Annotated in this window: 16 protein-coding genes; 2 read left to right on the forward strand and 14 right to left on the reverse strand. The window is 57.7% G+C overall.

Annotated features, from left to right (window positions below; translation table 11 throughout):
• Positions 1 to 21: 21 nt before the first annotated feature.
• Genes QXG22_00085 through QXG22_00135 form a run of 11 tightly spaced genes read right to left on the reverse strand, consistent with a single transcriptional unit; the run spans position 22 to position 16759 of the window.
• Entirely contained in the window at positions 22 to 825 is an 804-nt protein-coding gene (locus tag QXG22_00085) for a chorismate mutase (protein ID MEM0358402.1), read from the reverse strand.
• The gene (locus tag QXG22_00090; protein ID MEM0358403.1) at positions 825 to 1700 is read right to left on the reverse strand and encodes a shikimate kinase; all 876 of its coding nucleotides are present in this window, start codon (positions 1698 to 1700) and stop codon (positions 825 to 827) included. Before QXG22_00090 ends, QXG22_00085 begins: the two co-directional genes overlap by 1 nt.
• Positions 1682 to 2785 (reverse strand): chorismate synthase, encoded by a 1104-nt coding sequence (aroC, locus tag QXG22_00095; GenBank protein ID MEM0358404.1) that lies wholly within the window; start codon positions 2783 to 2785, stop codon positions 1682 to 1684. The genes QXG22_00090 and aroC overlap by 19 nt, the downstream gene beginning before the upstream one ends.
• 37 nt (positions 2786 to 2822) lie before the next feature.
• Positions 2823 to 4112 (reverse strand): 3-phosphoshikimate 1-carboxyvinyltransferase, encoded by a 1290-nt coding sequence (gene aroA / locus QXG22_00100; protein MEM0358405.1) that lies wholly within the window; start codon positions 4110 to 4112, stop codon positions 2823 to 2825.
• 37 nt (positions 4113 to 4149) lie between these two features.
• On the reverse strand, positions 4150 to 5199 hold the full coding sequence (dnaJ, locus tag QXG22_00105; protein ID MEM0358406.1) for a molecular chaperone DnaJ: 1050 nt from the start codon (positions 5197 to 5199) through the stop codon (positions 4150 to 4152).
• 6 nt (positions 5200 to 5205) lie between these two features.
• Entirely contained in the window at positions 5206 to 6975 is a 1770-nt protein-coding gene (gene dnaK / locus QXG22_00110) for a molecular chaperone DnaK (GenBank protein MEM0358407.1), read from the reverse strand.
• A gap of 13 nt (positions 6976 to 6988) precedes the next feature.
• Complete coding sequence (locus tag QXG22_00115; GenBank protein ID MEM0358408.1) at positions 6989 to 7501, reverse strand: nucleotide exchange factor GrpE; 513 nt, start codon at positions 7499 to 7501, stop codon at positions 6989 to 6991.
• Between the two features lie 51 nt (positions 7502 to 7552).
• Positions 7553 to 8452, reverse strand: a complete 900-nt coding sequence (locus tag QXG22_00120) for a type II secretion system F family protein (protein MEM0358409.1) — start codon at positions 8450 to 8452, stop codon at positions 7553 to 7555.
• A 1-nt stretch (position 8453) separates the two neighbouring features.
• A complete protein-coding gene (locus QXG22_00125) occupies positions 8454 to 9539 on the reverse strand; it encodes a type II secretion system F family protein (GenBank protein ID MEM0358410.1) in 1086 nt (361 codons plus the stop codon).
• Position 9540: 1 nt separating this feature from the next.
• Complete coding sequence (locus QXG22_00130) at positions 9541 to 15612, reverse strand: ATPase, T2SS/T4P/T4SS family (GenBank protein ID MEM0358411.1); 6072 nt, start codon at positions 15610 to 15612, stop codon at positions 9541 to 9543.
• A 49-nt stretch (positions 15613 to 15661) separates the two neighbouring features.
• Entirely contained in the window at positions 15662 to 16759 is a 1098-nt protein-coding gene (locus QXG22_00135) for a hypothetical protein (protein ID MEM0358412.1), read from the reverse strand.
• Between the two features lie 86 nt (positions 16760 to 16845).
• Here QXG22_00135 and QXG22_00140 point away from each other — a divergent pair, with 86 nt between their 5' ends.
• Complete coding sequence (locus QXG22_00140) at positions 16846 to 17616, forward strand: prepilin peptidase (GenBank protein MEM0358413.1); 771 nt, start codon at positions 16846 to 16848, stop codon at positions 17614 to 17616.
• A 2-nt stretch (positions 17617 to 17618) separates the two neighbouring features.
• Here QXG22_00140 and QXG22_00145 read toward each other — a convergent pair whose 3' ends face one another.
• Complete coding sequence (locus QXG22_00145; GenBank protein MEM0358414.1) at positions 17619 to 18869, reverse strand: hypothetical protein; 1251 nt, start codon at positions 18867 to 18869, stop codon at positions 17619 to 17621.
• Between the two features lie 27 nt (positions 18870 to 18896).
• Positions 18897 to 19436, reverse strand: a complete 540-nt coding sequence (locus tag QXG22_00150; GenBank protein MEM0358415.1) for a TATA-box-binding protein — start codon at positions 19434 to 19436, stop codon at positions 18897 to 18899.
• Between the two features lie 40 nt (positions 19437 to 19476).
• Between QXG22_00150 and QXG22_00155 the strand changes: the two genes are divergently transcribed.
• Positions 19477 to 20562 (forward strand): hypothetical protein, encoded by a 1086-nt coding sequence (locus QXG22_00155; GenBank protein ID MEM0358416.1) that lies wholly within the window; start codon positions 19477 to 19479, stop codon positions 20560 to 20562.
• Here the strand turns inward: QXG22_00155 and QXG22_00160 are convergent.
• Positions 20540 to 20770: a PRC-barrel domain-containing protein gene (locus QXG22_00160; GenBank protein MEM0358417.1), complete on the reverse strand. Its 231-nt coding sequence runs from the start codon at positions 20768 to 20770 to the stop codon at positions 20540 to 20542. The genes QXG22_00155 and QXG22_00160 overlap by 23 nt on opposite strands.
• Between the last annotated feature and the right edge of the window lie 31 nt (positions 20771 to 20801).

Consider the following 20801-nt stretch of genomic DNA (forward strand, 5'->3'; position numbering starts at 1 on the left):
TCCACCTAATTTAGTTGTTCCCTAGTAAACGATCACGCTGTGCACGCTGGGCAAAGCCCTGAGCTCCTCTATGACCTTTCCCTTCAGGGGTTGGTCGGTTACTATCGTGATCTTGGGAAAGGGAACGAGGTAGGGATCGTCTGCCACCACCTGCCTCACGCTCACCTTGAACTTAGAAAGGACTTCCGCCACCTCGTGGAGGATACCTGGTTTGGTGGCATCCTCCGCCGTGATCTCCACCACCCCCAACCCCAGGTGGTGCGCCACGGTTTTGAGGTAGGGAAAGGGTTCGAGGTTGGAGAAGAGGGGACCAAGTTTCTCATCCCCGAGGAGGGTCATGGCCGTAGTTTCCACGGTCCTCCTGTCCACTCCTGCCTCCTTCGCCACCTGCACGGAGGGTACCCTCAAGTTCTTGCACATGACCTTTCCCCCCTCCCCCACCCTTAGACCATGGGAGAAGAGAACCTTCGCTACCTGGAGCTGGGCGGGATATTCCCTGAAGACCCTGTTGAGGTGCTCCCACCACTCGGGCCCACGAAGCCTCTCGGCTTGTTTTTGGGTGGATCGGGAAATGATCACCCTCATGACGGTCTCGGCGATCTCCGGGTCCAAACGGAGCTCCTTGGCCATTTTTCTGGCCCTTTCTATTACCTCGGCTTCTCTCCTCTCATCCCTCAGGGGTCTTCCTTCCAACTCCTTCACCCTCGCTATTTCCTCCGCCAGTTCCATTCTGCGGGCCAAAAGCCCCACGAGCTGACGATCTATTTCGTCTATCTCCGCCCTCAATTCTTCCAGTCCCTTCCCCTTTCGTTCGGGAGCGGACACTACCCCACCCTCGCCCCTTCCGGGGAGGGCCGGGTTAAAAGCACCCTACCCTCCCTCCTTTCCCAAGCCTCCTTTATACGTCGTGTCTTGGAGGGCTCGCAAACTGCCACGGTGGCTGGACCCTTCCCCGTGAGCCCTGCCGCCAAAGCTCCCAAGGAGAGGGCTTCGAGGGCCACGGAGGGATCATGCCCCAGCACCTGTGCATACAAGAGGCCGTTCACCGTCATGGCCCCCCAGATGTTTCCCAGCAGGGCTTGGCGATGCAGCTGTTCCACCATTCCAACTATCGGCCTTAAGGTCTCCCTCCTCACCTGGGAGGTGTAGAGTTTGTGGGGAGGAAGGTGGACGAGTACCTCCAGCTCGGGATCGACCTCAAACCTCCTGAGGATCCTCCTCCTCAGGTTATCCGTCAATACCCCTCCCCCCAAGTAAGAAGCGGCGGCATCGTCGAAGGCACCCGTAAGGGTCACACCCTCCTCCAACGAAGCCTGAATGGCCAGTTCGAGAACCTCCCTCGCCTTGGGTTTCTTTCCCAAGGCATCGAAGGTGGCCAGCACCGCAGCATTACTGGCGGCACTGCTGCTGGAGAGTCCCACCGCAATGGGGACCCCTGCTGTCGTCTTTACCCTCGCCCCATACTCCCCCCACAAACCCTCCCTTTCCAAGACTTTCCTCACGCATCTCTCCACCAACGAGGGGCTTTCCCTAGCCCCCCTCACCTCTCCCTTTACCCCCTTCCCACCCTCTATCAGTTCCACCTCCGCTTCCACCCTAAGCTCCACGGCAAAGGCCCCTCCCTTTCCCGTTGAGAGGGCATTTATCACGGTGGCAGAACCACAGGCAGAAGCCCTCCCCCTCAACCTCTCCCACCCCACCTATCCGGATGGAGCTTCCCCGCCAAGAGCATGTGATCCACCAGCACCATGGCCAGCATGGCTTCCGCCACGGGCACTACCCTCGGGCAGAGGTTGGGGTCGAACCTCCCCCTCAACTCCAACACCGTCTCTTCCATTCTCTCCAAATCCACCGTACGCTGGGGGAGGGAAATCGAGGGAGTGGGCTTGACCGTCAGACGAACCACGATGGGGGTACCCACACTTATCCCACCCAAGATTCCCCCTGCCTTGTTGGTGAGGGTGGTGATCCTTCCTTCCCTGAGCACGATGGGATCGTTGGCCTCCGAACCCCTCATCCTGGCGAACTTCGTCCCCTCCCCAATTTCCACCGCTTTCACCCCTCCTATGGACATCATGGCATGGGCTATGTCCGCATCCAGCTTGTTGAAGACGGGATCCCCCAGCCCGGGAGGAACCCCTATGGCCCTGACTTCCACCACCCCTCCCGTGCTATCCCCCAGTCTGGCACATTCGAGCACGGCCTCCTCCATCCTTTTGGCAACCTCCGGATCGGCGCATCTCATGGGATTGCGCTCCACGTTCTCCCTTATCTCCCAATCCTCCACCTCCCTTTCCACCCTTATCCCCGCGGCCTCAAGGGTGTGCCCCAGGACCTCCACCCCCTCGAAGGAGAGGAGGAGCTTGGCCACCGCTCCCGCCGCCACCCTCCCAACGGTTTCCCTCCCCGACGATCTACCCCCTCCCCTCCAGTCCACATATCCGTACTTCAGGAAGTAGGTCAAATCGGCATGCCCCGGACGGGGTTTCGTCCTCACCTGCTCGTAGGCAGAGGAATCCGCCCCTTCATTCCTCACCATCAGACAAAGGGGTGCACCTGTGGTCTTGCCTTGGAAGACTCCGGAAAGGATTTCCACCCTGTCCCTTTCCTGCCTAGGACTACTCACGGGACTCTGTCCTGGCCTCCTCCTATCCAGCTCCTTCTGGATATCCTCCTCCCGTAGGGGAAGACCCGCCGGTACTCCCTCCACCACCACCCCCACGGCTGGACCATGGGATTCCCCAAAGGTCATGACCCTGAACTTCCTGCCGAACAGACTCCCCATCGTCATAAGAAAGGAAGGGCCACCCTAAAAGAACCGTCTAAAGGTATTCCATTTTGGCCCCGAGTCTCTTCATGTCCCAAACGAAGGAAGGATAGGAAACGGGTATGGACTCCGCCCCCTCCACCACGGTGGTCCCCTCTGCCACCAAACCAGCCACCGCCAAAGCCATGGCCATCCTATGATCTCCAAAGGAGTTTACTCTGGCACCTTTGAGCTTCTTAACCCCCCTTATCCTGAGTTCGTCCGGAAGCTCCTTCACCTCAGCCCCCATTTTCCTGAGCTCGGAGGAGAGGGCATGGAGCCTGTCCGTCTCCTTCAAGCGGAGATGGGGGATGTTGGTGAGGACCGTCCTTCCCTCCGCCACGGATCCGAGCACGGCCAAGATGGGTACTAAGTCGGGATGATCTCCGCAATCAACCTCCATCCCCTCCAACTTTTCCGCCCCCCTCACGGTGAGGGTATGGTCCCCGAACTCCACCTCAGCCCCGAATTCTTCCAACAACTTCACGATGGCCCTATCCCCTTGGGGATCTTGGGGATCCAAGTTGCTCACCTTTACTTCTGAGCCCACCAAAGCCCCCGCTCCCAACACGAAAGCTGCCGACGAGTAGTCTCCGGGAATGGAGAGGGAAAGCGGACGGAAGAGCTGTCCACCAGGGATCCTGAATTCGGTAAGCCTCGTATCCCTCCTGATCCTAGCACCGACTTTTTCCAGGAGGGAAAGGGTGAGCTCTATGTAAGGACGGGAACGTAGCTTCCCCACCACGGTGAGTTTCACCTCCTCCTCGGCATAAGGACAGGAAAGGAGGAGGGCCGAGATGAACTGGGAACTGACCTCCCCCGTAATCTCCACTTCCCCACCCACCATCCCTCCCCCCACCACGACCGGTGGTCTTCCCCCCTCCCCCTCGCATCTCGCCTCCACCCCCAGCTCCTTGAGGGCCTCCACCAAAGGACCCATTGGACGTCTCCTCAGGGATTCGTCGCCTGTGAGTCTGATGAGGGAGGGGGAATGGGAGGCCACGGCCGTCATGAGTCTGAGGGTGGTACCGGAGTTCTTCGCATCTATGAGCTTGGTACGGGGTTTGAGCTCGCCCTCGGTACCCCTTATCCTCCACTCCCTACCCTCCAAAACCGAAACCTCCCCACCGAGCAACTCGCAGGCCTCGAGGGTGGCTCCCGTGTCTAAGCTCTCGAGGGGATTCAGTATCCTGCTTTCCCCCTCTGCCAGGAGGGCGAGGGTGGCCGCCCGGTGGGTATAGCTTTTCGAGGGAGGGGCCCTAACTTCTCCCTCGAGCTTCGAAGGACGAACGAGGAGGATTGACATCACCCTCTCTTAACCAAGGCCCTAAATAGGGATACCTCTAGGAACCGAAGATCCTCTCGTACTCCCTCAGGTACCTCTTCTGTTCCTCCGTCAGATGGGTGGGCACCTTGATCACCACCCTCACCTGTAAATCCCCCCTTCCCCCCTCAGGTCTGGGCATTCCTTCCCTCCTGATCCTGAAGATATGACCGCACTGGGTTCCGGGAGGAATGCGGAGGGTGGTTTTTCCCCTGAGGGTGGGCACCTCCACCGTGCATCCCAAGGCCGCTTGGGGAAGGGTCAAAGGAAGCTCGTAGAGGAGGTCGCTCCCTACACGCTCGAACAGTGGATGTTTTTTGATTTTCACGGTGAGGTAGAGGTCGCCCGGCGGACCCCTTTCTCCCCTTTCACCTTCTCCCCTCACCCTAAGCACGGAACCTTCCTCCACGCCCGGGGGAATCCTCACCCTGACCTTTTTCTTTCTCACCACCCTACCCGAACCCCTGCATTCCCCACATGGTTTCACCACTACCTTTCCCACCCCTCCGCACGCCTGACAGGAGGTCCTCACACTGGTGAAGAGGGTTCCCAGATTCCTAGTGAACTCCTTCCATCCCGATCCACCACAGGACCCGCAGATCCGAAGACCGCCAGGAGCAGCCCCGGAACCGGAACAGGAAGAACACTCCTCCATCCTTTCCACTTCCACCTCCTTTTCACCTCCAAAGGCCACTTCTTCCAACTCCAACTCCACCTCCCCCACCAAATCCCTTCCACCCCTTTCCCTCTTCCCGAAGAAGATCTCGAAGATGCGGTCCAGATCGGAAAAACCGAAGCCCCTCAGGAGATCGAAGTCGAAATCCCTGAGCAAATCCTCCGTGCTGTACCTTCCCGTGAAACCCACATGTCCCCACCTATCGTATTCCGCCCTCTTCTGGTCATCGGAAAGAACGGCATAGGCTTCAGAAATTTCCTTGAACTTCTCCTCCGCCTCGGGTGATTTGTTCCTGTCGGGATGGTACTTCATCGCCAGCTCCCTGTAGGCCCTCTTTATTTCCTCCTTGCTGGCGTTCCTGCTGACGCCCAAGATTTCGTAGTAGTCCTTCATGTTTCCTCAATCTTGTTTCTCCCTTCCGGAAGAACGGTAAATTCTGGAAGTGGCCTCTCCCAGCACCTTTTTGAGAGCCTCCATCCTTTCCTTGACCTTCCCTATGTCCTTTCCAGCCAAAGCCTCCCTGAGTTCCTCCACTGCCTTCTCTATTCCCCTCCTTTCCTCCTCGGAAAGCTTCTCCCCAAGCTCCTTCACCGTCTTCTCGGCGGTATAGGCGAGGGAATCGGCTTCGTTCCTGAGTTCCGCCTCTTCCCTCCTCTTCCTATCCTGCTCCGCGAACTGTTCTGCCTCCTTTATCATCCTCTCTATTTCCTCCTTCGAGAGTTTCATCGGTGCGGTGATCTTGATAGCCTGTTCCTTTCCCGTTGCCAAATCCCTAGCCGTAACCTTCAAGATACCATCGGCATCGATGTCGAAGATTACCTCTATTTGGGGAACCCCTCTGGGAGCTGGGGGTATCCCCACCAAGTCGAAACGTCCCAAGGAGACATTATCCGCTGCCATCGGCCTTTCTCCTTGGAGCACGTGGATGGTCACGGCCGTCTGGAAGTCCGTGGCCGTGGTGAAGATCTGGCTCCTCCTAGTTGGAATGGTGGTGTTCCTGGGAATGATGGGAGTGAAGATACCACCCAGAGTTTCGATGCCTAGGGTGAGGGGAGTAACATCCAGAAGAAGGATGTCCTTCAGCTCCCCCGCGATTACCCCTGCCTGAATGGCCGCCCCCATGGCCACGCACTCCATTGGATCCACCCCCCTCTCCACCTTTTTTCCCAGGAGTTCCTCCACAAAGCGCTGGACGATGGGCATGCGGGTGGGCCCACCCACCAAGATTACCTTGTCTATCTCCTCGGGTGTGAGCTTCGCATCCTTCAAAGCCTGCTCCACGCAGGGCCTGCACCTCTCAACGATCGGTCTAACCAGCTCCTCCAGCTTTGCCCTAGTCAATTCCATCCTCAGGTGCTTGGGCCCGGTGGAATCGGAATAAATGAAGGGGAGGTTGATTTCCGTTATGGGAGTGGTCGAAAGCTCTATCTTGGCCCTCTCCGCCGCCTCCCTGAGTCTTATCATCGCCATCTTATCCTTGGTCAAATCCACCCCTTCCTTCTTCCTGAACTCCTCGCAGAGGTACCTCACTATGGCCTCATCCATGTCCGTTCCACCGAGCTGGGTATCCCCGCTCGTGCTCTTCACCTCGAAAACCCCTCCTCCGAATTCCAGGATGGTAACGTCCAACGTTCCTCCACCCAAGTCGAAAACCAGGATCTTCTGTTCCTTATCCAGCTTGTCCAGCCCGTAAGCGAGGGAGGCTGCGGTGGGTTCGTTGATGATCCTCACCACCTCCAATCCAGCTATCGTACCCGCATCCTTGGTGGCCTGCCTTTGGTTGTCGTTGAAGTAGGCGGGGACTGTGATTACCGCCTTTTTTACCTCCTGTCCCAGAAAGGCCTCCGCATCCCTTTTGATCTTCTGGAGGAGGAAGGCTGAAAGTTGCTGGGGGGTGTACTCCTTATCCCCTATCTTGTATTTGTAGTCCGTTCCCATCTTCCTCTTGAATCCCGTCACCGTGCGCTCGGGGTTAAGGGCAGCCTGCCTCCTGGCGGGCTCACCCACCAGGAGCTGTCCATCTGGGGTGAAGGCCACATAGGAGGGAAACATCTTCCCATAGGGTGTGAGACCCTCGGCGCTGGGGATGAGCACGGGCCTTCCACCCTGAAGGACTGCGGCTGCGGAGTTGGAAGTACCCAAGTCTATCCCTATGATCTTTTCGGGCATCCACCCACCTCCCTCAGGATTTGGTCACCCTCACCTTCGAGGCCCTCAGGATCTTCGACCTAAACCTATACCCCCTCTGGAGTTCCTCCACCACCGTCCCCTCCTCCATCCCAGGTATTTCCACCCGATCCACCGCTTCGTGGAGGAAGGGATCGAACTTCTTACCCACCGCTTGGATGGGTTCCAGCCCTTCTTCCTCCAGCACCTTCAGAAGCTGCTTGTAGATCATCTCCACCCCTTCCGCGAAGGCCTTTCCCTCCTCCTTGTTCTTCAGGGCCCTCTCGAAGTTATCCAGCACCTCGAGGAGCCTCAAAACCAGCCTCCCGAGGGCTGCCTGTGAAGCCTCCTCCCTTTCCCTTTCCATCCTCTTCAGGAGGTTTTCGAGCTCCGCCTGTGCCCACCTCAGCTTGGAAAGATAATCCTCCATCCTCCCCTCCAGTCCCCTCACCAGAGAACTCACCCTCTCCCAGTACCCGCAGAACTTGCAAACCGCCGGCAGTCCCCTCTCTACTTCTGAGACTGCCAAAATCTCACCCTTAATTTTGTGGACTGCTTCTTCTTCTAAAATTTTACTCCTTCATACCAGAAAACCTGAGAGTTTGAATACCAGTGCTGCTGCTACCACGAAGGGAACGAGGAAGGTGAGTCCCTTGGACACCTTTCCGTACCTCACGATTCCCACTGCCAAGGAACAGAGGGAGGCCTGGATGAGGATATAACCCAACACGATGAAGTCCATACCCTCCGGCATCCTCACCCCCCCTCCCCCCTTCCCTATGGAAACGGTGAGCCCCAAGATGAAGGGGCAGGCAAAGAGGGAAACTGCCACCAGGAAAAGGACCTGCTGCGTGGTGGTGGCCCTCCTTTCCCTCTGGAGGGCATGGACTTCCCCGATGTCCCTCGCGACGGCCTGAAGGACATCCGCCAAAGCCACCCCCCTTTCTATGCCCTCTATGAGGAGTCCGAAGGCCCTCTCGCAAAGGGGTGAGCCGGATCTAAGGGAGATGGCCCAAAGGGCTTCCACCAACGGACGTCCCCTCCTCACCTCCGCCAAGGCCCTTTCGAACTCCGCCGAGAGCACCCCATAGCCCGACCTAGCTACTTCCTCCATCGCCACGTCTATGCTCATTCCCGCCCTCAGGGTGCTGGCCATTTGTCTGAGCGCATCGGGGAGTTCCCTCTCCAGTTTGGCCGCCCTCCGCTGGACGAGATAGGAAGGAACACCAAAGGTTCCACCCAAGAAGGTCGCCACGGCTCCCAAGAGGAAGAAGGGGAGAAAGAGGGAGGGGGAGAGGAAGAGGAAGGCCAAACTCCCCGCCACCACCCCCCCCACCAAGGAAAAGAGAAAACAGATCCCAGCATATTCCTCCGCACTCAAGAGGATGCCCGTGGAGAGGAGTTTGCGATCTATCTTCTCCAGGAACCCGCTGGGCAGGAAGCGTTTGGAAATCTCCGCTGCCCTCTTCACCATCCCCATTTCACAACCTCGGCTCGAACCTTTTCACCATGAAGAGGAAAACCACGAGGAGGAAGGGTACCAGGAGGAGGAAGAGGACGGCGGCGGACTGGGTGCTCATGGCAGCCCCTCCCATCCCGGAGGTCACGGTGGTCATGATGATGAGAAGGGCTGGAACCACCGAAGAGGCGAACATGTAGATCAGGGTCAACATGTTCAGGGACTGGGTGTAGTCCCTGAGTTTCATACGCATCTCGAAGGAAGTTTCATCCGCCAAAGAATTGAGGAGATGGGAGAGATCCCCTCCCACCCTCAGGGTCCTCACCACCTGTCTGACGAAGCGCTTCAGGGGTTCGGACTCCACCCTCTGGGCCAGGGAGGTGAGTGCCTCCTCCATGCTCATTCCCCCATTCATGTCCCTCACTACCCTTCCGAATTCCTCCGAGAGCACACCGTAGTTGGCCTTGCTCACCGAGGTCACACTCTCCGGAAGACCTATTCCAGAGGAGAGATGGGTGGCCATGTGCCTGAGCGCATAGGGCATTTCCCTGTTGATGGCCACCGCCCGGCTCTTCACCCTGCTCCTGGGATAAATCCTGCCGAACGTGAAGGAGAAGAGGAAGGAGAGGGGGGCCACCAAGAGGGCTAGGAAGGTGGAAAAGAGGAGGAAGGAAAAAAGGAAGGAGAAGAGGGCTACCAAAATGCTCACTCCCAGCACCAGGGAAACATACCTCTCCGGTGAAAGGGGGAGGTTCGCACGGTAAAGATCTTGGTCTATCCCCTTGAAGAAGCCCATGAGCCTCTCCGCCGGGTGCCTAAGGGGTCCGTAGAAGGTCTGGGAAAGACGTTCGGAGAGGGGTTTCCTCAGTTCCTCCTTCCTTTCCTCCCTCAACCTCCTTTCCCTGCTTTCCCTTTCGGCTTCCCTCCTTTCCTCTTCCACCCTCAGCTCCAGCTCCTTCAGCTCCCTCAGCCTCCTCGTCATCTCGTCTTCCTTGGGGGGTCCGAGCCTGGCTAAATCCCTCGCCTTGCTCACCACCTCCCCCGTCCTCATCACCCCTCCCCCCACCCTCGAGAACCACCGGGAGAGCCTACCCCGCTTCCCCCCCACCTTACCCCCCCTTCACCTTCTTGAGCAGACCCTCAGGATCCTGGTAGTACTCCTGAATGACCTTCCCCACTTCGAACACGTTCCTTATCCCCTTCTGCCTCATCCACTCGAGCACCATGGCCCTCCTCTTGAGCTCCAGCTCTATTTCCGTCCCGCTCCTCCCGCTGAGCTCCGAAAGAACCTGCCTGAACTTCAGGGGGACTCCCGTGGGCTCCACCCTGTCCGTTCTTGGATTCCACTTGAAGATCCTGCTGAGCTGGGGCTTACCCCCCTCCAAGCCCGTGATTTCGGCTATCTCCGTGATCCTTCGGATGTGCCCCTTCTGTCTATGATAGATGCGCTGGAGCATCACGATCACGTCCAGCGCTGGAATCATGATGGGTGGAACGCTCATGGGTGGTTCGGTGAGGCGGGTGATGGTTTCAGCCGCACTGTTGGCGTGTAGGGTACCCATACAGTTAGAAACTAGGACCCCGTTGGCCACGTAGTTGTGGTCCTCTTCCACCGTCAGGTCGTAAACGGTCTTTCCCTCCAGCTCCACCTCCTCCACCCTCTCCACCTCATCCCAGTAAACGTCCGAAGATGCCAGCAAACCGAGCTTGCACGCAACCTCCACTGCCCCCACATCCCCCCTCTTTTTCGCCTCCTCCAGCATGGCGGATGCCATGGCGCCCAAGGCCCTCCTGCCCACCGCCAGGCTCCTCCCCTTCTCGAGGTGGCGGATGAGGCTCTCGCTCACCCTCCAGTACCTGGAAGCTCTCCTGGAGAGCTCCGCCACGCTCAGTCCCAGGGACTCCCTCAGTCTCCTGAGGCTCTCCCCTACCCCCGGCACCCTCTCCACGTAGGTCCCACGATACGACCTCTGCTCCCTGACCACCCTCTCAAGCTCCCTCCGCTTGCGTCCGTGGTGCATGGGGATGGTCCTCAGAAATCTCTCCAGGTTCTCCACTCCCCTGACCATGACCCGGTAAAGCGCGCCCTTCCCCCCGTTCTCGTACTTCCTCACCACGGCCGGAATGCCCAGCCTCTGCAGACCGTACCAGACTTTCCTCGCTCCCTCCTCGCTCTTGGTGGTGAGCATGATGGAAGGGGTCCCCGCATCCACCGACCCATCGGCATCGAAGAGCCCAGCCAGGTAGCTCGAGAGGATCTCCCTCCGCACCAGCACGAGATCGGGCACGGTCCAGCTGGCGGCTTTACTCCCTCTGGGGATTCCAAAGACCTTAGCCAGCACCTCGGAGAAAATCTTGGACCCCAGGTCCAGTCTGCAGAACTTCCCCTCCCTCCTCCCCCGGAACTCGTAGCCCGGCAGGTAAATCCTGGCGCACCTGATGAACTCCTCCAGATACTCCTCGTCGTCAAAGGTCACAGAGGTGAAGTACCCGTCGGACGAGAGGTACCCGTCCCCGCACACCACCCCGGCAAGGTAAGCCAGCTCAGTGGAAATGGAAGAGGGGATGCGCACGGGATGGCTGTTGGGGCTCAGCATGAACTCCGCCCTCCAAAGCTCCTCACCCCCATTGTTCGGGACCTTCCTGTACCTCCTCCCGAGGAAGGTGACCTCTCCCTCCCCGTCCGGCACAAGGAGATACCGGCTCAGGCCTCTGAAGAGCTCCAGGTCCACCCGCGGTTCCCTCTCCTCCACGGGAGGGGAGAGCAGGCAGGCCACGAACTCCCCGGGTTTCAGGGAGCCTGCCTCCTTTCTCACCACCTCACCTCCCGCTATGGTGAAGAGCGGGTGGTTCCTCGTGAGGATCACTTCCTGACCGGACCTCGTCAGGATCCTAACCATCTTCTCTCCCTTCCTGACCTTCCTGCGCCAGACCCTCGTCACGGTGTGCACGCCCGCCTTCAGCCTCCCGTCCACGCTGACCACGTCGAACCTGTCCCCCTCCTCAAGTTCGATGAACTCCAGGTCCCCGTACTTCCTCTCCCTTCCGGCGTACTTTCGGAAGAGCTCCTCGCATACCTCCCCGATCAGCCTGTGGCTTCCATCGGGGAACTGAATGACCGAGGTATCGAAGAGGGCGCCATTATGTCCCGTGTTCATGGCCGTGAACATCGTCCTGGCCTCGGGCCCCCTTACCTCCCCCACCACGATCCGATCGGGTCTCATGCGGAGGGCATTTTTAACGAGATCGTCCATGGTGATCTCCCCGCGCCCCTCGATGTTGGGGGGACGGGTGTTGGGGTTGGTGGCTATCAGACCCGTCTCCCCCGCCGGGTAATAATGGGAGGAAGCCGGGGCCACGTTATAGGAGGGTGTGGCCCGCCAGTTCCTCTCCCTCCTCACCTCCACCACCTTGCACCACAGGACATCGCCCTCCCCCCCCAGGACCCCCCTGGGACGGTGCTGCCAGTCCCTCCCCAGCATGGCGCGGGCCCGCTTCCTATTACGATCCTCCAGGTAAGGGAGGAGCTTTGAGGCGAGGCTCTCGCTCTCCCCGCCGCTCACCACCACCTGGTACCCGAAGCTCCGCTTGAAACCACCTTTCCTCCTCCGGAGCTTGCTGAAGACCCCCAACCGGAGGAGGAGGTATCTCACCCCGAAAGCCAGCTCCCGGCTCGAGGTGCTCAGGAAGATCCTGTTGTTCCTCCAGTCCACGCACCCATCCGTGTCGACCAGCCCGGCGAGATAGGCGGCTATCACCCCCTCTCCCGACCTCTGGATTACCTCCGGAACCCTCACCGACTTCGCCTTCTTCCCCACGGGCAGGCCAAAGACCTTCCTGAAGAAGTGGCTAACCACCGCAGAGTCCACCACGTAGCACCACTCGGTCTTGCCTTTCCTCACCCTCTTCCTCACCACTGGCAACAGGCCGAAGCTCTCCCTGAAGAGGGTGGAAATCCGACCCATCCTCCTTCCAGGGTAAATCTTTATCCGGTACTCCTCCAGACTTCCGTCACCAGAGATGACGCCGACGAGATAGGAGAGCCCTTCGTCCACCTTCCCGGGAATCCTCACCGGGACTTTCCCCCTTCTCCCCACCAGCATGCGTACACGGGGGGGTCTCTCCCCGACACCTTCTGAGAGCCTGATCAAAACTCCTAGGGGAATGTGGTTCGGGTTCCCCTTCTTGTAGAGGAAGCCCTCCAAGCTCTTGAGGGAGACCCCGGCCATCCTCGCCAGCTCCCGATTGGTGAGCCCACGCTTCTTGAGCTTCCCAACCAGCCTCCGGAGCTTGGGGAGGGCCTCCTCGCTCGGGACCCTCCAGCGGGGCCCAAAAATCGAGTATGGGTCAATCCCGACAGCACGTCCCCTGGCCTTTATTCTCCTGAGGACGGGGAGGTAATCGCCTGGCCTCAGGTCCTCCGCCCTCACCCGCACCTTTCTCCCTCCCGAGAGGGCGATGAGGGGTGAACCAGGGGTTAGTCTCAACTCAGAACCGTCGGAGGTTCTCACCCTAACCCAGTACTCGGGTATGTGCGTTCTGCCCAAAAGCTCCACCCTGTCCCTGAAAACCCTCAGGCGAGCAGTCTCCGTGGCCAGCAAAGTCCGCAGCAGATTGGGCTTCCTGAGGTAGAGATTGGCACCCGAGAGAAGGATTTCCCCCCTCTGACTCTTCAGCTCAAGCTCGAAGGTCTTCCCCACCTCCCTCAACACGCCCTCCCCGTCCACGAAGTGGGTGGACGGATGAACGCACTCAAGCCTCACCCAGTGGGGATGGGGCAATTGAAGCTCCGCGGTGTTGTGGCAGAGGATCTGGTTGCACACGAAGCTCTGGGTTTCGGGCAGGCTGAGGTCGTAGACATATCCCTCCCACTCCTCCTCTTCCACGCCCACGACCCTGTCGAAGTAGAGATCGCTCCTGGCCAGCCTGTAAAGGGACGTCCTCCTGAAGGCGGGGGAAAGCTCTCCCAGCACCAGCACTTCCTCCCTCCCCACCCTCCCCCTCCGAAGGGCCCTCCTGAGGCGGGAGAGGAACCAATGGTTCTTCCCCAGCTTTCCGGCCAACCCGGCTGTATGCTCCCTCAGCTCCTCCCTCAACCTCCCCGCGAGAGGGAGGGGATCCGTTTCCTGTCCCGTCCTGCGGGAAGCGGCCTGCTCCAACTTCCTCCTCTTTTCCTCCCCTATCAGCCCTATCTTCTCCCTCAGGAGGCGGAGGAACCTGGCGCCGGAGATGGAACCCCTGTATACCCCCCTCCCACCGTTGCTTCCCACCATCCCCTCCTCCAGCCTCAGGCGGGAGATGATGCCGAACCTGAGGAGGAGGGCCTGGAGGTCCCGCAGGAGAGCTGGGGAGGCGGAAGAGAACTGAACCTCGTATCTTGTCACGCATCCATTGGCGCTCAGGTAACCACGCAGGAGCCCAGCCACCACCTCCTCCGTGGCCCCGAGGAAAACCTCCGGGACCCTGCGCTCGTGGTCTTCCCTTAGCCCCAGCACCTCCTGGAAGAAGGTCTTGAAAACGGCGGAGTTTATGAGGAGGGAGTGCCCGTCGCTGTGCTCTCGCACCCTAAGCCCCAGCCGGGAGGCGAGCCTCCTCACGGTTTCGGCCAGCTCACCCTTCTGTCCGACGGAAAAGCCCACGGAGTTCTTGTCGTAGAAACCGTCCGCCAACCAGATACCGGCCAGAATCCCCAGCTCCTCGCACAGCTTGATCCTGGGGGGGAGGATTTGGGGGGAGGTCGCGTGGGGCACGTACATCCCCCCGTCGGCCGCCAGCTTGAACCTCCCAAACCTGGAATCGCTGGTCAAATCGAAGGTGGGGTCTTCCCCCTCTATCCTGATTCTCCCCGGAACCGCCAGATAGTCCCCAATCCTCAGCTCCCCACCCCTGATGGGACGAAGCTCCCCTCCTCTCACCCCAAAAAGGGAATGATCCTTGGTAACCCTGATCTCCCTCCCCGTAGCCGTGCGAATCCTGACCAGCGGCTTCCTCACCCAGTGCCTGATGAAGAGGCTGGGCCTCTCGAAGCGCACCTTACCCTCCCCATCCAGGGTCAGGACCTCCCAGGGGGCCTCTCCCACCTCGTGACCGGAGACCGCCCTCCATCCCCTCTCCCGCAGGGCCCTTTCCACCAGCTCACCCAGCGTGGTCCTGATCACCCTACCCTCCACCTTGGCCAGCACCTCCGCCTCCCCACTCACGCTGTCCTCTATCGAGATGATCCTCTCGTGTGCCGGAACGAAGGTGGTGGCGGCATTCAGGAGGGTGGTCTTTCCGCTCCCCGTTCCCCCCGAGAAGAGGATGTTGGCAGGCTTGACATCCAAACCGTGTACCAAAAGCCAGAGGAAGGCCCCCACCTCGGGAGAAAGGGTGCCGAAGTTCATGAGATCCACCACGGTGAGGGGATCCTTCCTGAACTTCCTGATGGAGAGGGTGGGACCTTCCAGGGAAACCGGAGGAATGGTGGCGTTGATCCTGCTACCATCGGGAAGACGGGCATCCAGAAGGGGCATTTGGTGGTCTATCCTCCTACCCACCAGTCTTGCCATCTTGTCTATGTAGTATCTTATCGTGTCCTCATCCTCGAAAACGATGTTGGTGGAACACATCCCATACCTGCTGTGGTAGACGTAAACGGGTTTGTTCACCCCTATCACAAGGATGTCTTCCAACTTGTCATCGGCGATGAGGTAATCCAAGGGCCCATAACCAATCATGTCGTGGAAGGCCAGTTCGGAGAGTTCTTTCAACCTTCCCGAAGGCAAACGCATTCCTTTGCTCTCCCTCTCCAGGATCTTCATGAGTTCCTGCATGAAGATCCTACGGCGTTCGGAGGGATCCGTTATGCTATCTGGATCGATCTTGATCTCCTCAACTGCCTTTTTCTTACAGAGGGCCAGCAATTCCCTTTCCTTCTGTGTTAGCTCTGGAATCCTCAACCTGTAGAGGGGAAGGCTCTCCCCTTCGAGTTTTAGGATTTCTGCCGTACCATACCTATCCAAAACCTTCTCCACCTTCCCCTTCACTTCGGGGGAGAGGAGGGGACCCGCCTTCCTTTCTTCAAGCTTGGAAACTTCGGGTGTCTCACCGAGCAAACGGGAGAGGACTTCCTTTCCCCCGGGCTTTTCTTCCTTAAGCCTCAGGAGTCTCTCGATCTCCTTGCGTTTTTCCTTTCCTACCACTTCCTCCCCTTATTTCCCTCGACGCCTGGGGATAAAAGGTAGAATCAACTCAAAGCACTAAAGCCAAAATTATGTCCTTCAAGTTGGTCTGGTAAAACTCGTATCTCAGGATGAGCTCCCCAGCCTCCCTGGGAACCCTCACCAAGTATACCATGGTCAGGTCCAGGTTTCCTGCACCCACTCCCTGGAGGGAACCAAGCACCTTTAAGAGGTAATCCTTGAGGTTTAGGGCTTCGGCTTCCGTGGATCCTCCTGCCGCCGCTTTGAGGGTTTCCCAGATATCAATACTATAGGAGGAGGAGGTCGTGCCCACCGTCCTATTCCAGTTGATGGTCCGGAGATCGGCTTCGGAACTCATCACCTTCGTCACGGTGGCATTGCCCACCAGCAGAAACATGTTATCCCTTTGGAGATCGTAAACGTAGAGGTTCACCCTAGAGCCCGGGAGAACGGAAGGTGACATTTTAAGGGGGGAGAGAACGGGCACCTCTAACTCCTCCGTCCCTTCGAAATGTAATTCTCTGAGGAAGGTCCAATCGCTGGAGAGCACAAGCTCCCTGGCATTCTCCTTGGTGAGGTAAGTCCAGGAAGTGGGGGAATTGTGTTTCATGATTACCCTTTCGTTCTCTATGGAAGAGATGAGGCCGAGCAGGTATTCCCTCCAGACGGCGGTGGCCCTCCTACCTATTTCCTCCTGCATAACTTGGAGCTCCGAAAGGGTATTCTTCGAATTGACCTCCGCCCTCAGCTCGGAAGCCAGGGAGGAAAGGAGGGACACGTTGGAGGCGGAGTGATAGGTTCCGTTGGAGGCGAGCTCTACCAACCTCAAAAGGTTTTCCCTTGTCCTTTCCCTCACCAGGGCTGCGTTGACCTCCACCAGGATGGATCCAACCTCTCCGACCGACTTGGCCTTCTTTATCCTAGCGGAAAACTGTTGGGCCAAGGTCTTTGCCTGATCCGTCGGTACCCTTGCTAAACCCGAAGCTACCTGTTGTAAGGCCGAAGTCTTGGCCTCCCTGAGATCCTCCGCGGCGGGCCTCGCCCAAAGGAAAAGATAGGCGGAGAAAAAAGCAAGACCTATGAGGGAAAAAATCACCGCCGCCCCAAGGATGGGTCTCCAATCCTTTACCTTTCGGCGAGTAACCATTCTTACTCCTCGGAGGGATGACTTTTAATAACTACCGAAAAGGGAATCACGGGAGCCTTAAATGTGGGAGAGGAGAGAGGAAAGAAGTGCTGGAGTTCCTCCCCACTGCTCTGGCTCTTTTAACGGCCACGGTGGCGATTTATACGGATGTTTTCAAGAATAGGATCATCCCGGACACCCTCACCCTTCCCATGATAGGGATAGGAATCCTCTTCCATCTCTTCTTGGGGGTATGGAAAGGGAATCTTTACCTAGCCCTTTCCGGGATGATGGGGGCAATCCTGGCCTTCTCCCTTTCCTACCTCCTCTGGCTCTTGGGGGGATGGGCGGGAGGGGACGTGAAACTCCTCACGGCCTTCGGTGCCCTTCTACCCTCCTACACACCCCCACATTCCAATCCCCCTTATTCCGGTCTACCCCTCTTTCCCCTCACCATCCTCTTCAACACCGTACTCCTCACCCTTCCCCTGCTTTTCGCCTACGCCCTTTTCTGTTTCCTGAGGGGACGCCATCCTTTCTTCGAAGAAGTCAAGATCACGGAACTGAAGGAAGGAATGATCCCAGCGGAATACATCTATGAGAGGGGGGGGAGGATAGGGAGGGAAGAGGCCCCGCTGGGAATAGCCCCTCCCCCCAAGGCCGATGTTTTCTTCACCAACCCGCGCAGGGCCTCTGGTCTTACTAGGGCCCAAATTGCTAAACTCAGAAAGTTGGTGGCGGGAAAGAGACTGGAAAATCGTCTTAAGATAAAGAAGGGCATCCCCTTTGCCCCCTCCCTTGCCGTCGGGCTCTTCTCCGCCCTTTTTTATGGGGATCTCTATTGGTCCCTCATCCTCTGGCTGGGGAGTCTCCTCTGAACTCAGAACCCCACGATTTCCGCTTCCCCACCCAATCTTTTCCATTCGGAGAGAAAACCCGAATAGGAGGAACGAAAGGCCCTAGGACCGTCCACTATTCTCGTCTCCCCTTCCGCCGCCAATCCTGCCGCCAAGAAGGCACCCACCAGTACGTAATCGTTACCTCCCTCCACCTTGGCCCCCTTCAACCCCCTTACCCCCTCCACCACCACCCTCTCCCCCTCCTTCTCTATTCTCGCCCCCATCTTCCTGAGATTTTCCACCGTCAAAGTCAACCTATCAGCTTTCATTTCCTTCGCCCTATCCACTCCCTTGAAAATGGTCCTGCCCTCCCCTAGGGAGGCCAAAACAGCGGCATAGGGAAAGAGCTCGGCCCTTCCCGAAAGATCTAACTTGGTACCTCTGGGTCTTTGGGGTCCCTTCACCCACCATCCCTTCCTCCCCTTCACCAGCCTTATCCCCATCTCCTGCAGGAGTCTGAGGAAAGCCCCCCCTTCCTCTCTTCCTCCCCTCAACTTGAGCTTGGAATCCGTGAGGAGGGAGGCCACCACGAAGGGGGCTGCAGCGTAAAGACTGGGGGGGACGGTCAGGACATGCGACCTCAACACGCTCGATACGATCTTTATCCTCCTCCCCCTCCCCAAAATTTTCACCCCAGCCTTTCTCATCGTTTCCACCATTCTCTCCCCTTCACCGGAAAGTTCCACTTCCACCCCCTCTCTGGTATAGGGGGCCACGGGAAGGAGGGGATAAAGCTCGGAAGGCTCCACCCCTTCCAACCTCCCTCCCCTCAAACCTCCCCCGAAAACGATGAAAGGCGCGGTCCCCCTCGATCCCGAAGAACTCACCTCCCCGCCCATTTCCCTCACCATCTTCAGTAAGGGAATCATGCAACGGCGACGGAGTTGGGAGTCTCCCGTGACCACGAGTACTCTGGAGGAAAGGGTGGCGAGGAAAACCAACATACCGAAGACCGTACCCGAATTCCCTGCTTCCAACACATTTCCCTTCGGTTGAACTTTACCCCCCATGCCCCAGATAGTCCATTCACCCTTCCCCCTCTGCACGACGGCCCCCAGTTTTTCCAATTCCCTGAGGAGGGGAAGGGTATCCCCTGCCACCAGGGGTTTCCTCACCACGATCTTACCCTCGGAAAGAAAGGCGAGGACCGAAAAGAATTGGGTGTAAAGCTTGGAGGGCTGAAGCTCCATCTCACCATGGAGCGCACCTCCCCCCTTGATGAAAAGCTCCATCCTTCTTGGCTAGGGAAGAGAGGATTTTTATTTGAGGATCTTGAGAATGGCCCTAGCCGCGGCCTCTATATCCTTCATGGTCTTGGCACCCGCACAAACCCCCTTCCCCGAGACGAAGAGGAGGACCACGGCCTTGGGTTTTTCCAATCTGAAAACCAAGCCAGGAAAAACCTCGGGTTCGTACTCGGTATTTTCATACATCCTAGAAATCTTTTCCAGATCGAATTCCCTCTTGAAGTCGAAAGAAGCCACGATGTTCTGTACCTGAACCTTGGGCTCCGATTTTATCTTGGCCCCAGCCTTTTTCAGTTTCTGGGTGAGCTTCTTGATGGCCAATTTGGCGTCCCTCATGCTCCTCGCCCCTACGCAGTTCATCTTTCCGGAGGAGAAAATCAGGAAGGAAGCCGGGGGATCCTCAGACTTATAGGCTATTCCAGGAAAAACCTCGGGATCGTACCTAGCATTGTCCAGCATCTTCGCCAATCTCTCCAAGTTGAAGGTGACTCCTTCGTAGGCCACGGAAAGGACTATGTTCTGAATCTCGATATCCACCCCGGGGACCGGCATCCAAACTTTTCTAAGCCATGGAAGATTTAAAAGGTTGGGAATGACCCTCCAACCAAACAGGTTCGGCTCCTTCGTGGTGGGTGAGATGCCTGAGGGATGCAGGCTTTGTGTCAGGGGAGCCAAGATGGTCCTCTTCTTGACGGGCCTCTGTCACCGTTCTTGCTTCTACTGTCCCCTTTCTTCCCTGAGAAAAAACAAGGATGTTATCTACGCCAACGAGCGCCCCATTCATTCCACAAGGGAGATGCTGAAGGAAGCGGAGCTCATGGATGCCTTGGGAACGGGTATCACGGGCGGTGATCCTTCCCTGAGGTTCAGAAGACTCCTGCGCTATCTAAGGGTGTTGAAAGAAGAACTGGGGAAAGACCATCACGTCCATCTCTATTGTTCGGAGCTCTCGAGGGAAAGACTGAGAAGACTGAGGGAAGAGGGCTTGGACGAAATAAGGTTTCACACTTGGAATCCAGAACCCGTACGGAAGGGGGTGGAGGAGGGATTGAACTGCGGGGTGGAACTTCCTTCTCTTCCCGGGAGCTTCAGAATCCTCACCAAACTCCTCAAGGAGCTGGAAAAGGTGGGATGCTCCTTCGTTAACCTGAACGAGTTGGAGTTCTCAGAAACCAACTCTGAAGAATTGAAGAAGAGAGGCTTCAAACTCAAGTCGGATACTTCCGTTGCCGTGAAAGGGAGCGAAGAATTGGCCCTGAGGGTGCTGGAATGGGCTTCGGAAAACACCGAGCTGAACCTCCACTACTGTCCCAGCCGTCTGAAGGATGGAGTACAGCTCCGAAACCGTCTTAAAAGAAGGGCCAAGAAGGTTGCCAAACCCTACGAGGTCCTCACCCCTGAGGGTCTGCTCGTGAAGGGGATCATCACCGGGATACCGTTGGAAAGATTGGTGTTGGAAAGGAGAAGACTCTTGAGGAAGTATGGAATACCCCCCGAACTCCTCTCCGTCAACCGCCGAAAGGGCAGGTTGGAAACCTCTCCTGAAATCTCTGAAAAACTTTCTGAACTGGAAAGGGGAATGAATTTCGCCTGGGTGGAAAGTTATCCCACCTTCGACGGGCTCGAGGTAACGGTTATTCCCTTACCCTTAGCTTCTAGCCCGAGGAAGTCTCTTTGAGGGAAGCACTGCTCCTGGCCAAAATGATGTCCCCAATGGCCAAGACTTGGGAGAAGGGGAGGGAGAGAAGGGTATTGCCCCTCTTGCCCAGAACCAATCCTACCACCTTTCCCTCCTCGTCACTCAAGAGGATGTCCCTTACCGATCCCACATATTTTGCCTTATCGTTGTAGATTTGGAGCCCCTGTATTTTGGAAAGTCTGAGCATCTGTGATTTTAGGTCCCTTTCGATATAAACC

The organism is Candidatus Hadarchaeales archaeon, assembly GCA_038736355.1.
GTDB lineage: Archaea > Hadarchaeota > Hadarchaeia > Hadarchaeales > WYZ-LMO6 > WYZ-LMO6.

What these genes read in the sequence shown, in the direction of transcription:
- aroC (MEM0358404.1), bottom strand. Translation starts at nt 2,785, where the DNA reads ATGGGGAGTCTGTTCGGCAGGAAGTTCAGGGTCATGACCTTTGGGGAA.
- aroA (MEM0358405.1), bottom strand. Translation starts at nt 4,112, where the DNA reads ATGTCAATCCTCCTCGTTCGTCCTTCGAAGCTCGAGGGAGAAGTTAGG.
- dnaJ (MEM0358406.1), bottom strand. Translation starts at nt 5,199, where the DNA reads ATGAAGGACTACTACGAAATCTTGGGCGTCAGCAGGAACGCCAGCAAG.
- dnaK (MEM0358407.1), bottom strand. Translation starts at nt 6,975, where the DNA reads ATGCCCGAAAAGATCATAGGGATAGACTTGGGTACTTCCAACTCCGCA.
- QXG22_00120 (MEM0358409.1), bottom strand. Translation starts at nt 8,452, where the DNA reads ATGGGGATGGTGAAGAGGGCAGCGGAGATTTCCAAACGCTTCCTGCCC.
- QXG22_00135 (MEM0358412.1), bottom strand. Translation starts at nt 16,759, where the DNA reads ATGGTTACTCGCCGAAAGGTAAAGGATTGGAGACCCATCCTTGGGGCG.
- QXG22_00145 (MEM0358414.1), bottom strand. Translation starts at nt 18,869, where the DNA reads ATGGAGCTTTTCATCAAGGGGGGAGGTGCGCTCCATGGTGAGATGGAG.
- QXG22_00150 (MEM0358415.1), bottom strand. Translation starts at nt 19,436, where the DNA reads ATGCCGGTCCCCGGGGTGGATATCGAGATTCAGAACATAGTCCTTTCC.
- QXG22_00155 (MEM0358416.1), top strand. Translation starts at nt 19,477, where the DNA reads ATGACCCTCCAACCAAACAGGTTCGGCTCCTTCGTGGTGGGTGAGATG.
- QXG22_00160 (MEM0358417.1), bottom strand. Translation starts at nt 20,770, where the DNA reads ATGCTCAGACTTTCCAAAATACAGGGGCTCCAAATCTACAACGATAAG.